The 13,603-nt window shown below is 32.2% G+C and carries 15 protein-coding genes; 1 reads left to right on the top strand and 14 read right to left on the bottom strand.

The window, feature by feature from the left end; genetic code table 11:
* Nucleotides 1-125 precede the first annotated feature (125 nt).
* Nucleotides 126-1,382: an LETM1-related biofilm-associated protein gene (locus CW751_RS01165; RefSeq protein WP_101333123.1), complete on the top strand. Its 1,257-nt coding sequence runs from the start codon at nt 126-128 to the stop codon at nt 1,380-1,382.
* 46 nt (nt 1,383-1,428) lie between these two features.
* On the opposite strand, the gene CW751_RS01160 is transcribed toward CW751_RS01165, so the two are convergent.
* From CW751_RS01160 to CW751_RS15620, 14 genes are all read right to left on the bottom strand, one after another.
* Entirely contained in the window at nt 1,429-1,959 is a 531-nt protein-coding gene (locus tag CW751_RS01160) for a hypothetical protein (RefSeq protein ID WP_133122094.1), read from the bottom strand.
* Between the two features lie 87 nt (nt 1,960-2,046).
* Nucleotides 2,047-3,036, bottom strand: coding sequence for a glycosyltransferase family 9 protein (locus CW751_RS01155; RefSeq protein WP_101333121.1), 990 nt, complete (start codon nt 3,034-3,036; stop codon nt 2,047-2,049).
* Between the two features lie 222 nt (nt 3,037-3,258).
* The gene (locus tag CW751_RS01150) at nt 3,259-4,002 is read right to left on the bottom strand and encodes a class I SAM-dependent methyltransferase (protein ID WP_101333120.1); all 744 of its coding nucleotides are present in this window, start codon (nt 4,000-4,002) and stop codon (nt 3,259-3,261) included.
* Nucleotide 4,003: 1 nt separating this feature from the next.
* Nucleotides 4,004-4,591, bottom strand: coding sequence for a glycosyltransferase (locus CW751_RS01145; RefSeq protein ID WP_262484517.1), 588 nt, complete (start codon nt 4,589-4,591; stop codon nt 4,004-4,006).
* Nucleotides 4,592-4,623: 32 nt separating this feature from the next.
* On the bottom strand, nt 4,624-5,085 hold the full coding sequence (locus CW751_RS01140; protein WP_101333118.1) for a glycosyltransferase: 462 nt from the start codon (nt 5,083-5,085) through the stop codon (nt 4,624-4,626).
* 11 nt (nt 5,086-5,096) lie between these two features.
* Nucleotides 5,097-5,954: a glycosyltransferase family 2 protein gene (locus CW751_RS01135; protein WP_101333117.1), complete on the bottom strand. Its 858-nt coding sequence runs from the start codon at nt 5,952-5,954 to the stop codon at nt 5,097-5,099.
* Nucleotides 5,941-7,206, bottom strand: a complete 1,266-nt coding sequence (locus CW751_RS01130; protein ID WP_101333116.1) for a glycosyltransferase family protein — start codon at nt 7,204-7,206, stop codon at nt 5,941-5,943. Before CW751_RS01130 ends, CW751_RS01135 begins: the two co-directional genes overlap by 14 nt.
* A gap of 23 nt (nt 7,207-7,229) precedes the next feature.
* The gene (locus CW751_RS01125; protein ID WP_101333115.1) at nt 7,230-8,708 is read right to left on the bottom strand and encodes a hypothetical protein; all 1,479 of its coding nucleotides are present in this window, start codon (nt 8,706-8,708) and stop codon (nt 7,230-7,232) included.
* 18 nt (nt 8,709-8,726) lie between these two features.
* Nucleotides 8,727-9,218, bottom strand: coding sequence for a KdsC family phosphatase (locus CW751_RS01120; RefSeq protein ID WP_101333114.1), 492 nt, complete (start codon nt 9,216-9,218; stop codon nt 8,727-8,729).
* Nucleotides 9,218-9,967, bottom strand: a complete 750-nt coding sequence (locus tag CW751_RS01115; protein WP_101333113.1) for a crotonobetainyl-CoA--carnitine CoA-transferase — start codon at nt 9,965-9,967, stop codon at nt 9,218-9,220. The genes CW751_RS01120 and CW751_RS01115 overlap by 1 nt, the downstream gene beginning before the upstream one ends.
* Nucleotides 9,964-11,007: an N-acetylneuraminate synthase family protein gene (locus tag CW751_RS01110; protein WP_101333112.1), complete on the bottom strand. Its 1,044-nt coding sequence runs from the start codon at nt 11,005-11,007 to the stop codon at nt 9,964-9,966. Before CW751_RS01110 ends, CW751_RS01115 begins: the two co-directional genes overlap by 4 nt.
* Nucleotides 11,004-11,750: a cytidylyltransferase domain-containing protein gene (locus tag CW751_RS01105; RefSeq protein WP_101333111.1), complete on the bottom strand. Its 747-nt coding sequence runs from the start codon at nt 11,748-11,750 to the stop codon at nt 11,004-11,006. The genes CW751_RS01110 and CW751_RS01105 overlap by 4 nt, the downstream gene beginning before the upstream one ends.
* A 22-nt stretch (nt 11,751-11,772) precedes the next feature.
* Nucleotides 11,773-12,834, bottom strand: coding sequence for an ABC transporter ATP-binding protein (locus CW751_RS15625; RefSeq protein WP_240612511.1), 1,062 nt, complete (start codon nt 12,832-12,834; stop codon nt 11,773-11,775).
* A 47-nt stretch (nt 12,835-12,881) separates the two neighbouring features.
* Nucleotides 12,882-13,568 carry an ABC transporter ATP-binding protein gene (locus CW751_RS15620; RefSeq protein WP_240612510.1) on the bottom strand — a complete coding sequence of 229 codons (687 nt, stop codon included), beginning with the start codon at nt 13,566-13,568 and terminating at the stop codon, nt 12,882-12,884.
* Nucleotides 13,569-13,603 lie beyond the last annotated feature (35 nt).

Genomic DNA, 13,603 nt, shown 5'->3' with positions numbered 1-13,603 from the left:
GTGTGGTTAAAAAACAATCTCATATTCTCCACATTTAAGCGCATTTCGATTAGCTGAACACAGTTAATTATACGGTTTAAATTAGATTTCTTTATATTTATGATTTACAATAAGAAGATCTTCAAATGATACAACCAGGAGCTAAAAATTGGATAGATAAGTATTTCTCATTAATTGATGAAGGCCTTATCGATTTGAATGCGATGGCGCAACCAGCGACCATTTCCAAAGCAAACTTTCTGCACAATACATTTTTTAACGCTGGAATTTCTTTTGGTTTTCCGAGTTCATTTATCTTCTACAAAGATAATCTCCACGATAAATGGACAACAGATGAGAAGACGATGTTTCTGCTTTTTGAATGTTTATTATTGGTTTATTTATCCGAGAAAAAGACTGTAAATAAAGAAGAGTTTGTATCTACTTTACGCACTTTTTACGAACAGTTTAAAGATGGGATGTCTTTGAATGTTTTAAAGTTGTTTTTTAAAGAAAGTGATGAGGTAAAACTTGAAAACATTTTGCGCAAACGGGTTCATATAAAGAAAAATTTCGGAAATCAATTGTGGGTGAATTACCTAAATAATTCCCTTGTTTACCTAGATGTGTTGGCCTTTCGTTCTTTTTTGATCAATAAAAAGGAGCTCAAAGACAGTTATCATGCCTTTGTGATGGGAGCGCTTAATACGATTGGAGTAATGTCGCAGGTTGACCATAAAATTGCTGATGCGGAAGATCAAATCTTAAATGTTTATTTGGCAACCGCCAATATGGAGGAAGACGCAAAAAAAGAATTTCGCCAAAAACTCAAAAACGAAGAGCTTTTCCTGACAGATATCGTATTGCCTGATCAAAATGATGATTTGTATAAATTTTATCTCTTAGACATGGCAATTTTAACTGTGCACTCCGATTTATCTGCGATAAGTGAAGAAATCATTTACTTGTACAAGCTTTGTGAACACCTAGAAATTGAGCGTGAACAATTGGAAAAATCCATCATCCTCATAGAGCGCTTTGTGATGGAAAACAACCATCAAATTTTATTCTTGCAGGAGCGTTCTTCTTACGAGCAGCTGTATGGAAATTTCTCAAAAAGGTGGATTAAAGTACTTGGTAGAAACAAGGATAAATTTATTGAAGAACTAAGAGAAAGTAAAGAACTGATAGCCTTAGTTAATAAATCTTTTAATCATGAGTTAAACCCTGAAGAGAAAGAAAAAGTCAAAGAACAGTTTAAAGATTTAGCAAAATCATTACCAGCTTTAGCCATTTTTATGTTACCCGGCGGGATGATACTTTTGCCACTCATTCTTAAAATTGTTCCAGATTTAATTCCATCCGCGTTTAAACAAAATGAAGTAGACCGCAAAAAAGAGTAAGTAAATCATTGCTTACCTGCTATGTTCTAGCTCCTACAGTCAAGCTCTATCTTGAATAAACTTCTACGCTTTTCATTGCAGCAAGTACAGAAATCAATTGCTCCTCAGTTAAACCGTTTTTGGGGGATAAAAACAAGAAATTAATTTCATCGATTTTGTGTTGAACTGCAGCATGGTAAATGTGTTCACTGTTTTCTTCAGCTGCTTTATATAGCACAAGGTGCTCATTCTTTTCAAGTATTTCAATTGATGCAGTTTCGTTTTCTATTTTTTCTAAATGATGACCAATTGCATCTTCTGCTCCCCAATCTTGAATAATTAGGAAGGGTTGATCATCGTTTAAAATTTCCCAATCAAAAGCGTCTAATTCATGAAGAACACTAATTGATTTATCTGTAGGCAATTTTATTGCTGCTGAAATCTCGTATGGACGTAAATCAAAAGTGTTGTAAGATTGTGCAATTTCTTTACTTGCTTCTAAGAATCCATGCTTTGTGGTTTGTTCATCTGCTGATTTTGAGGTGCAACTACTAAGGGCGAGCCCAAAAAAAAGTATCAAAAAGTAACTAATTTTCATAACGGTTATTTTCATGTCGAATTTAATCAATTTGTTTGATATATCACGTTTAGAATGCAAAGGAAAGCATACGCAAATTCACATTATTTATTTTTCTAAAAAGTGATTAATTTTCTTGCGAATGGCATCGATATCTTGATCAACCATACATTTAAAGTGTTTTTTTGGACATTTTGCAAAGCCAATTTTTGAACAAGGACGACAAGACAAATTCTTCACCTGATGAATCGAAAAAGAATCTTTCGCTTGCGGACGATAAGGGTACATTCCAAAATCGGGAACGGTATTGCCCCAAATACTCACGATGGGTGTGTCAAAAGCAGCTCCAATATGCATCATTCCGGTGTCGTTGGTAATCAAGACCTGCGCATCTTTAACGACCTGTGCTGATTCATGAATGGAAAGTGCGCCGCAGGTATTGTTAATGTTTTGATTTGGCAATAATTTGCGAATTTCCTCCCCTTCTTGACGGTCATTTGGACCACCCACCAAAACGATATTTAACGGCAAGTCACGTAAAAGTTCAGCCATTTTTGCAACCGGCATTTTTTTAGTTGCAAACTGAGCACCAATCGCCACAGCAATATATTGGTCCTGCGCAGGAAAACGTTTCGCAAAAGACATAAAATCAATTTTGATGCGAAAATCGATACCTTTTCCATCGTTTTTAACACCTAAAGGCTTTACGGCTTCAAAATAGCGATCAACAATATGAACATCAGGCATTTTATTCCATTTAAAGTTCACATACAACCATTTTTGAATGTTCAATTTTGGGAAAGCAAAACTTTCTTTGCGCAGTTTACTTTTAATTTTAGCGGTACGTAAATTCTTGTGTAAATCGATCACATAAGAAAAATTAGCTGCTTTCAGATCAGATAAAACAATGTCATTTTCCTCACCCCACTCATGCAAAAAATCTACATACGGATTCGCCACATAAAGTTCTGCATATTGCTTTTTCGTTAAGACGTGTATTTCGACATTTGGTATTTGTGTTTTCAAACAGCGTATAACTGGACTTGTGAGCACAATATCTCCAATAGAACTAAACCGAATGACAAGAATTTTGGTCATTTTACAAAGATAATTAAAAAGTCAATTTTGACAGAAAACGAATAGGAAAACAGCATTTTACAACAAATTGGCTGGGAAAACAGAGGTGAGGAAAAAGCAAGAGCATAGAAGCACTACAAACTAGTGTTTTTCAAAATCAACGTAGTAGAAAAAACAAGAATTTAAAGTAATTGTAATTTATAACTTATGAAAAACAACTATTCTAAATAGTTAAATATAATATCACTCATTCCAACACACCACATAAAACGTTTTACACTTCAAAATTTCTTTTTTATCCTTCACCATTTCGAAATCATCTTCTAAAGGATAAACACTTTCTTGACCTGCCATTTTCATAATGCTATTTTGCCATTTCAAAGGCATTTTTCGAACTCCTCTTTGTAAAAGTAGATTTTCTAAACGATAAGCCACGTTCTTCTTTGAATAGCGATTATATTTTTGGCCAAACAACTCATATTTGTTGAAATGTTTATTTAACAACTCCATGAATCCATCATAATTCCATTCTTGCGTATGAAATGGATTGGTTACTACACCAGAAGGACTATTGATAATAAAGTTAGGGGTGGATAAAATAATTAAACCCTCTTTTTTTGTAGTTCTCTTAAATTCTGAAATCATTTTGTGGAATTCAGTGGTGTGCTCAATGGTTTCAAAAGATGTTATTGCATCAAAATGTCCATCTTCAAACGGTAGTTTAGTACCATCCATATGGTGGAAAGATAAGTTCTTCCGAGAAAGGCTGTTTTTACAAAACTCAATGGCTTCATCAGAAATATCTCCGCCTATAACATCATTTTCACTGTGCTTTGCAATTATATCCGTCCCAAAACCTGTTCCACAGGCAATATCTAAAACACGATCAGTTTTTTTGATAAAATGCTTTAATGAGTAATTGTATCGATGCACATGTTCACCCCACCAAGGACTTTTCACTTCCAATGCTTGTCTTTCTGATGCCATTTTATTTTAATTTTTGATGGATTTTATCGTATGCTTTTCCCACATTTTGCATATCAAATAGAGAAATCATTTTCGTTTTCGATTGCGCTACTTGTAGCTTATAATAGTTTTGATCCTTTGACAAAGATACTATCTTTTTTTCCAATTGTTTAAGCGGATCCTGTTTGTCCAATAATAATTCTCCATGTAAATAGTCTTCAAAATCTCCTACTTTTTTACAAGCTAAAACAGGTTTGTCGTAAAACAAAGCCTCTTTAATTACATTGTTACTCGCTTCACTAATTGAAATCTGAATAACAAGATCGGATATTTTATAAAAATCTGAAATATATGTGGTGTAATCTAAAATACTTATGTGTTTGTCTAGCCCGTGTTGAATAATCGAGTTCGTAATAGATTGTTTTTTGAGGCCGTTTCCAATAAAAATAAGATGAAGATGAGGTATTTTATTTTTTAGTTGCTTGACTAATTCAATCGCGAGCTCATGTCGTTTTGCATCAATAAACCGCCCAGGCATTAACACAATAAACTGATTTTTATACCTTACTTTTAATTTAGATAGGTGTTCATTATCACTAAGTTCATTCAGGAGTTTAAAATCATAACCGTTATTTATACGCTTTATTTTTTTGCAAAAACCTTCTCATTTTTAGTAAGTTGTTCTTTTACAACATCAGATATAGCAATTATTTGAGGGCTTAGTCTATTGATAATTCGTTCAATATATATTTCCTTTTTACTCCCATCTATATATATCACATCACTATTATGACGAACAGTAAACAGTCTGAATCTGTAAAACTTATGCAACAAAGAAGCATAAAAGCTTGGCAGTTGGAGGTGGGCGTGAACTACATCAATCTTGTGTTTCTTTATAAACCGATAGAGAAATATAACTTGCTTAAAATGTGAACTTTTAGGAGCAGCATAACAGGAAACTTCTTTTTGTTCTAATATGTTGTGAATTTCTCCTCGTTCGACAGTTGTTAATAATTTTATGTTTTCATTTTTCTTAAAATACAACACTGTAGATTCTATACAAATAGATCTACCATTAAAATTTGTGTATATAAGAATATTCATTTGAATACAAGTTAATTATTTGAATTAATATAAGTGGTTAAGTAATGATATCCATATTTAAATGCTTTTAAAGGCTGTTTTAACTTTAAAAAATCTACAAATAGTTGATAGTACAACTTTCGTTTGAAAATAGAAACATCTTCACTTCTTTTTAATATGTTCTGCTGTAAAGTATGGTTTAAAAAAATTTCTTGATCAAGAACGAGTTTTTTAGACTTCAAATGCGACATACTGTTGGGGTGCACCCTGTATTTCAAAGGTGCATCGGAAATAAAACCTCCTTTTAAATATGCTCCGATTTCTAATAAAAAATAACGGTCAGCTGGACTAGAAAGGGTTTTGTTAAAATAGATTTTATGTTTTTGTAATTGTTCCTTTCGATAAATATATGCCGATGGACAGGTGCTTACATTTATTTTAAATGAAACAACTTCATTTTGAACATTTTTGTAGGTGCCTCTGTAGTTATATTCAGATGCTATAGGTTTATTATTCTCATCTATGTTCGAAATATCAACAGTAAGGAAATCAATTGAGGTATCTTCTTTAAATGTTTTCAAAGCTGCTTCAAAAAAGTTTTCAGAAAGTAAATCATCTGCATCTAAAAAAATTACAAACTCTCCTTTAGCTCTTTTAAATCCTAAATTTCTAGAATCTGACACCCCTGAGTTTTCTTTATGAATTATACTAATTCTTTCTTCATTAAAAGCTTGGACTATTTCAACTGAGTTATCTGTTGAACCATCATTAACAACAATAACTTCAAAGTTTGTATAAGTTTGATTTAAAACTGAATGGATCGTATCTTTGATGAAGTCCTTACCATTAAAGCAAGGAATAATTACACTGATCTTTCTATTGATTTGCATCTACAATCTGTTTTAACTCCTGATACAAGTCTACTGCAATATTTTCACGTGCAAACTGAGGATAATTATTGATTTTCGTTTTATTTTTTCCTTCTTCCCAAAGTTTATATTGTTCTTCTAAAACCGCACAAACTTCATCGGAAGTATTGGCTACCGATCCGTTCTCATGCTTGCGGATTAAATCTTCAACGACACTGTTATCAGGTGGACACAATAAAATATGAGAACCAGAGGCTAGATAGTCAAACAATTTTGTTCCGTAATTACCTTTATAAAGATTCCAAGCTAGCAAAAGCACATCTGAATTTATGGTTTTATCAATCACGACATTCTTGGAAACCCTATTCTTTATAATCTTTAGGTTTTGTGAGTTAAAAGCTTTTAAAAATTCACCTTCAATTTGTGAATTATGCATTCCAATAAGTTCTATATTTACTTTAACGTTGGGGTTTTTAGACATAAACTTAGAAATTCCGTAGATAATTGGTTTGAAATCGAAACCTTGATAAGCCGAACCTAGATGACGTATCGTAAACGTTTTGTTTCTATAAACCACTAACTTTTCATTTTGAAAATACTTCTGCTCATAACCATTAAGTGCCAATATGGTGTTTTTATTATATTTTTTCCTAAAAACATTTGCTAGGATGGGAGAAACAGTAGTAACAAGTGTCGCATTTTTCATCCATTTTTTAACGTGTAAAAAAGTGAATGTGTTTAAAACATAACTTTTAAAATCTTCTTTATTTTGTTTCATCAAATATCTATCGTTTAGAAAATCTCTAATGTCTAACACATAAGGTATATTTGTCTTATTATATAAATATGAAGCTAATCTTATTAAGTTGTTTGGTGGTGATGAAACCAATACTAAATCAAAATCACTTTCTTTCTTTAAAAGATCTAAAGCATAAGCTTTGAAATTAGCATAAGCATTTGTTTCGGTTTGTAAATTACCCAATAAATAGTTTTTAAATGTAGATAAAGTACTTATTAAACGAAACTTACTGTCTTTCGGTTTAGCCTTATATGGCAAGAAAATTTGGCGATAGCCTTTTTCATGTTTTATTTCTGGTTCTTTTTCGTTAGACGATAAAATATCTTCCCAAGACTTAAACGATTCCCCCCAGTGCCTAGTCAAGAGCGTCACATCTGCTCCTTGTTGGGTAAATCCCTCACAAAATGATTCGATGCGGTAGGAGGCTACTGCGTTTAAAGGAAAAGCGTAATAAGAGATGATGAGGATTTTCATTGTTGAAATTTGTACGTTTATTATTATGAAGTTAATAGATTATCAATAAAGCTTTTATAATTATTATATTGGTTCTCATGAGAATTATTATTTTCATATATCGAGTCAGTGGGATAAGATTTTATTTTTTCAATTAACTTGTCTTTATCTTTACTTAACTCCGCAACAGCTAACCCATCCTGAATTTGTTTTTGATAATTAGAAACACCAATTTCATCAATTAAAATAGAAAACACCCCTAGCATAGCAGCCTCTATAACGCTTCCCGAGAAGGCAGAAATATGCACAGAAGTATTCAATAATATAATTGGAAGAGGCAAATTAGTGGCTTTGTCAATTATTACTTTGTCTAAAAGGTTTCGCTCTTCTATTTGTGCTAAAATAGAATTTCGTGCGTCTAATTTACCGGGATGTAACCTAATCCACCATTGATACTCTTCAGGAGTACTAGCAATCGTTTCTAACAAATATGGTTCTATGTCATGTGTTTGAAGCGTGTATAAAATGATTTTTTTATCAGTTGGAAAGCTTGAATATTTGTTTTGACTGTCGTTCAATAAAAATGAAATCCAAGGGTTTCCTCCTAAAAAACAACTATGATAATGTTGTTTGTTCGTCCACTTTTTTATGAGGTTGTAACTGGCATCATCCCAAAGCCATATCGTCTTAGGCATTAATTCATACCCTTCTTTAGGAAATTTACTCCAACCTGAGTAGGCGATGTGTTCAGGACCCATTCCACCATGTTGTATTTCTATTGTTTCTATGTTTAGTTCTCTTGCTGCTATGTTGGCCGCATAACGTGTAAGTGAATAAAAACACAATTCAAAAGTAAGCGTTGCATTCTCCTTTCGTAAGATTGTTTTTATTAAATATTTTTGCTCCAAAATAGAATTGAATAAATTATCTATTTCATTTTTATAGTGTTGTTTAGAAACAATCTTGTAGCCATCTTCACCAAAGGTTTTCATTAAAGAATCAAAATGGCTTGATTCACTAACTTTATTTGGTTTTTTAAACAAACTCAAAAGTCGAATAGCATGAAAATACTTACTACTAAAGTAAATTGACTCATCTGATGGATAGATAGAGTATTCGGAGTCATCACTTATATATATCATTTTTGAGGCAGGCTTTAAATGATTAATATAGTCTACTAATGAATGATAAAACCTATTTCTTTGTTTATTATCAATTTTTGATCTGTAAGATCGTGAATCTAAAAAGAAAAAGCTTTCTTCTTTTCTTGTCGGTTTAATTAGTAAGACACTTAACCTTAGCATTGATATTACAGTCAAATAAGACTTTTTGAATAAGTTGTTTTTCTTAACTTTAAAGAGTTCTGATGATTTTTTATATCGCTCATCTGTGACTTTTAACCACCTAAAAAACAAATCAATTTTAATCATCGGCCACACATGAATACCTTTAACAGTCCATTCGTCAACGGGATGTTCAGATTCAAATTGGTTTAAGATGTCAACGACTTCTTTTCTGGTCATAGCTTGTGGTGTGTTTTATTAAATCAGAGACTTAATTTCTTTTTTTAAGATTGTAGTTACCATATATTCCACAAATTCTCGGAATGCACCTTCTCCGCCTTTTAAAACCGTAACATGATCAACTATCTCTTTTACATACTGAGGCGCATTAGCAGGAGCACATGAAAAACCAACATGTTTCAAAAGTTCCATGTCCCCAATATCATCCCCTATGTATGCAACATCCTTTAAAGAAATATCCAATTGCTTACACAGTTGAACTATTGTGCTTAATTTGTCATTCGCTCCTTGAAAAAGGTAGTCTATTTTCAATTTTTCGTGTCGTCTTTTAACAATTTCTGTGTCCTCTCCGGTTATAATACCTGTAGGAATATCTAATTTCTTACAGAATAAGATTCCAGCACTATCAGAAGTGTTAAACTTCTTCCATTCATTGCCTGTTTGGTCGTAATACATTCCTCCATCTGTCCAAACTCCATCAATGTCCGTGAGTACTAATTTTATTTGCATTATTCAAAGATTAAATAGGATTGTATGCCTGAAAAACGATTACGTTCTATACGAAAATTAGTAGTGCCAAAAACTTCTCTTAAAGCTTCTGTTTCTCCCGGGAAACCAGGATCACATAGCTCGTCAAAACCTATAATAGAACCTTTAGTCAAATAGGGCTTAATTAACTTTAAACACTCTTTAGTAGGATGATATATATCAAAGTCAAAATATACAAATGCAATAATCGTTTCTTTATGATCATCTAAATATTTTTTCAATGTTTTAGTTGCGTCTCCTTTGATAACAATGTTTTTATTGATGTGGCTCAAAGGACATTCGTTTTCATGACATTTTAAGAGTTTCTCTAGATAGCTTTCATAATTTTTAGAAACGCTAAAAGCTCCTTCAACATTATAGTCTGCTTTGCCATCTTGCTCTGATACAGAAGGGAAGCCTTCAAAAGTATCGAATCCAATTATTTTTCGAGAGTGATTAAAGGGTTCGTATATTCCTCTTAAATTATTTAAAGTGATTAAATTTTGGCCCCAACGAACTCCAAGTTCCATAATCACTCCATGCGTGTGTATTAATTTTGAATAGATTTCATTAAAGAATAAAATCTTTGATAGTTCCTGTCTTTTTAAAAAAAGAGCACTATTTGCAATTTTTTCATCTTTAAAAATAGGATTATTTAAAAATAAATTAGTCAAATCAGATCTGTTGTTTTGCTCTTTATCAGAAGCGATTGTTTTTAATTTTGTACTCATAGTATGTGTTTTGAATAAATAATTTCGTTAGCAGGGATATCACTTAATGTTGTTTTTCCTACAACAAGATTTTTATCTATCCATTTAAATCCGTCACCAGGAGATAACAGATGGATGTCACTTTCTTGTATAACCTCGCCTTTCTTAATTAGTCGTTTAGAAGCAATCGATCGTTCCAGTTTATTTTTGGCTGCTGTCGTATCTTCAACAATAAATATATTTTCTTCCCCAAGGGATTCATCTAAGATACGAATATCTCGAACCATACGATGAACACCATCTGGGCCTAAGGAACCTGCTTGGTCCGTCCCTTTCATTCTTCTGTCAATTGTAATGTGCTTTTCAATTATTTTAGCACCGCTTGCAACAGCTGCAACTGGCGTAGAAATACCGATGGTATGATCCGAGTAACCAATAGTATAATCACTATAATTTTTAATTAAATAGTTGATTGTTCTGAGATTTACACTTTTTGGATGTGTGGGGTATTGTGAAACGCAATGCAAAATAGATAAATCATTATGGTATTTGGTAATGGTTTCAATTGCATCATCCAACTCCTTTTTTCCAGCCATCCCCGTTGAAACGATTATAGGAATTTTTGTTTCTGCCAATGCTGCCAACAAGGGTAAATTAGTTAAATCCCTACTAGCTACCTTTAACCTATCTGGCGTAAACAATTTAAGAAGAGATAAGCAACCTGTTGCACACAAAGTTTCAACAAATTCTAAGCCTTTTTCTTTCGCATATTTATAAACTTCAAAGTGTTCTTCATCACTTAACTCTAAGTATTCCCTATGCTCGCCATAAGTTTTTCCAAATGAATTTGGATTATCATACGGTCTATCCATTTGTGATTGAGAAAGCTCTTGCGTTAAATCTCTTTTGGTCAGTTTTACAGCATCCATTCCCTTCAAAACTTCACCAAAAACTTCATCATGAATTGGTCGAGAAATGAGATCAATTATCAGTTTTGCTATTTCAACAGAACCGTTATGGTTTTGCCCTATTTCTCCAATAATGTAGGTATGATCATTCATTTTCTTTGTTTATCTATTTGTTGTTGCATTAATGTTAAACATTCTTCTTCATTACTCAAAAACTCCACTAAATTTTCAGGAATTAAAGCTTCTTTATTAGAATAATTTGCAAGATATATGTTCTGACACAACTTAAAGTCTTCTAAAGTATCAATTGTCAATCTAATTTTTTGATTTTCTTTAAAAGGGATTGCTAAAAAGCGTGTGGCAAATTCATTTTCGTTTTCATAAATATAATTTGTAACATGTTCTTGATAGAAGGAATCGTCTGTCTTTTTGATTATTTTTTTCAGTGCTTTTAGCTCAACAAGTTCCGCAAAAAAGCCATAATGCGTTTTAATTGATGGTGTTTGATTTGTAGTTTGAAAGCTGATGTATTCTGCAGGCGATGCTTTATAGGATGCTATTAAATCATATATATAATCTATGGATATAAAAGGATTATCGGCACAGACTCTTACAATAATATCAATATTATTTTCCTCGGCAGCATCAATAAACCTTCCCAAAACATTGTTTTCACTTCCTCTAAAAAATGTGATATTTTTCTTCTTTGCAATCTCTTCAATTGCATCGTCTTGTTTTTTAGTAGAGGTTGCAAGGATAACTTTATATTTAAAGTCAATAAATTGCCCCAAAATAACCTCTAGTAAGCTTTTATTATTGATAAAAGGCTTCAACATTTTATTTGGTAGTCGCTTTGACCCTGTTCGTGCTTGTATAATTACGGCAATGTTTTGCATTTAAGTTATTATTAAGGTACAACTACAATTCTTGTAATTCTACAATTTTCCTGAAGTGACTGGAGCTTTCAAATAAGTCATTAAAACATCCTTCATCAATAATTTCTCCTTTATCCATCATGTACACTTTATCAGCATTTTTAATGGTGGAAAGTCGGTGTGCAATGATTAAAATCGTATAATCTCCTTTAATTTTATCGATATTTGTTTGAATCTCTTTTTCTGTTTCAGAATCCAATGCTGATGTCGCTTCATCTAATATAAGAATATCAATGTTTTTATACAGTTCTCGTGCAATGGAAATTCGTTGTTTTTGTCCACCACTCAAGTTAATCCCGTTATTCCCCAACATAGTTTCACCTTTTTTGGATAATGTAGCTATAAACTGATGCAATGAAGCTTGTTGTAGAGCTTCCTCATATCGTTTTATATTCTCAGGGGTTGGTGTTGCCCAAAGTGTTACGTTGTTGAAAATGCTGTCGTTAAAGATTACGGGTTCTTGCGTAATGTATCCAATTCGAGATTGATAAGCATTCAAGTCTAATTCTTCAAAAGAAACACCATCTACATAAATTTCTCCTTTTTTTGGCTTCAACAATCCGCCCACTAAATTAACCAACGTTGTTTTCCCACTTCCACTTTCTCCTACAAAAGCGATGGTTTTATTTTTTGGAATCTCAAGGTTTAAGTTTTTGAGTATACCATCTGTTTCATCGTATCCAAAATCTACATTTTTAACGATAATGCTATCCTTAAATTGTTTAAAATCTTTATTCCCATTGCTTTCTTTATTTACTTTTAATTCATTTTCAAAATCAATAATATTTTCTAATGAACCAGATACAGAAAGATAGTTGTTATAGCTTCCTTGAAAAATCATTAGGCCAGACAATGCACGGTAAAAAAACAATAAACTAATCATAATACCTGCAAGTTGGCCGCCCAGAAACTCAACCTGAATCAATATTACAACACATACAACACCAATTAATATAGGTTCACGTAGTGCAGTGATTTTAGCATTTAAATATCCAATTTGGGTATTGTTATTTTCTACTGCTTTAATTTGTTTTTTTAATTGCACTGCATACTTCTTTATAAAACCTGTGGCTTTTAAATATTTAAAATTGGCTATGTATTGAATGATAACTCCTTGGAACTTACTATTATTATTAGTGAGCTTTGTGGACTCCTCTTTCGTTTTCTTAAAAAGACGTCTAAAAAAAGATTAGAAAGTCCGCCCCCAACAGATACTAATAAAGCAAACCTCCAATCAACCATGAATACAAAACTGAGGTATACGAAAACCATAATCAAGTTCTGTACGCTATCTGTAAAAAATCGGAATGCGTTAGATACACGTGCTACTTCTCCTGTCATCGAGTTTTGTATTCTCCCAACATCGGAAGTTACGAATTGCTGAAAAGAATAGCGGGTAAACAGATCTGTAAGTTTAATGCGCATAGAAGAGACAAAAAACTGAAGTATTTTCACATTAAATTTTAGGGAAATAAAATAAATGAATCCTTTTAATGAAAAGAATGTGAACATAAAAATTAGAGCTGTTATGAGGTTAAGTTCAAACCCTAATTGCTGTATTCCATCAATAATAAAACTCAAACTTCCCATTCCTTCACTACTTACTTCAGAGCTACCATCTGCCATTTGTAATAAAGGTAAAAACATAGACAACCCTAATCCATCTAGTATTCCAATAAGAATACTTAAAAAGAGCATGAGAAACACCCTATACTTTAAATAACCATAGAAGTAATTAAAAGAAGAAAAGTATTTCTTTAATTTTATTTTTAGTGACATCTACATTTAGGAAATATTATAAAAAAACAAATGTA

It is taken from the genome of Brumimicrobium salinarum, from assembly GCF_002844555.1.
Classification (GTDB): Bacteria; Bacteroidota; Bacteroidia; order Flavobacteriales_D; family Crocinitomicaceae; genus Brumimicrobium; species Brumimicrobium salinarum.
The sequence above is the reverse complement of the archived record's forward strand: the minus strand, read 5'-3'. Positions and strand labels throughout refer to the sequence as shown.

Excerpts from the sequence above, each read along its gene's own strand:
- CW751_RS01165 (WP_101333123.1), top strand. The coding sequence starts at position 126 with ATGATACAACCAGGAGCTAAAAATTGGATAGATAAGTATTTCTCATTA.
- CW751_RS01160 (WP_133122094.1), bottom strand. The coding sequence starts at position 1,959 with ATGAAAATTAGTTACTTTTTGATACTTTTTTTTGGGCTCGCCCTTAGT.
- CW751_RS01155 (WP_101333121.1), bottom strand. The coding sequence starts at position 3,036 with ATGACCAAAATTCTTGTCATTCGGTTTAGTTCTATTGGAGATATTGTG.
- CW751_RS01150 (WP_101333120.1), bottom strand. The coding sequence starts at position 4,002 with ATGGCATCAGAAAGACAAGCATTGGAAGTGAAAAGTCCTTGGTGGGGT.
- CW751_RS01140 (WP_101333118.1), bottom strand. The coding sequence starts at position 5,085 with ATGAATATTCTTATATACACAAATTTTAATGGTAGATCTATTTGTATA.
- CW751_RS01135 (WP_101333117.1), bottom strand. The coding sequence starts at position 5,954 with ATGCAAATCAATAGAAAGATCAGTGTAATTATTCCTTGCTTTAATGGT.
- CW751_RS01130 (WP_101333116.1), bottom strand. The coding sequence starts at position 7,206 with ATGAAAATCCTCATCATCTCTTATTACGCTTTTCCTTTAAACGCAGTA.
- CW751_RS01125 (WP_101333115.1), bottom strand. The coding sequence starts at position 8,708 with ATGACCAGAAAAGAAGTCGTTGACATCTTAAACCAATTTGAATCTGAA.
- CW751_RS01120 (WP_101333114.1), bottom strand. The coding sequence starts at position 9,218 with ATGCAAATAAAATTAGTACTCACGGACATTGATGGAGTTTGGACAGAT.
- CW751_RS01115 (WP_101333113.1), bottom strand. The coding sequence starts at position 9,967 with ATGAGTACAAAATTAAAAACAATCGCTTCTGATAAAGAGCAAAACAAC.
- CW751_RS01110 (WP_101333112.1), bottom strand. The coding sequence starts at position 11,007 with ATGAATGATCATACCTACATTATTGGAGAAATAGGGCAAAACCATAAC.
- CW751_RS01105 (WP_101333111.1), bottom strand. The coding sequence starts at position 11,750 with ATGCAAAACATTGCCGTAATTATACAAGCACGAACAGGGTCAAAGCGA.
- CW751_RS15620 (WP_240612510.1), bottom strand. The coding sequence starts at position 13,568 with ATGTCACTAAAAATAAAATTAAAGAAATACTTTTCTTCTTTTAATTAC.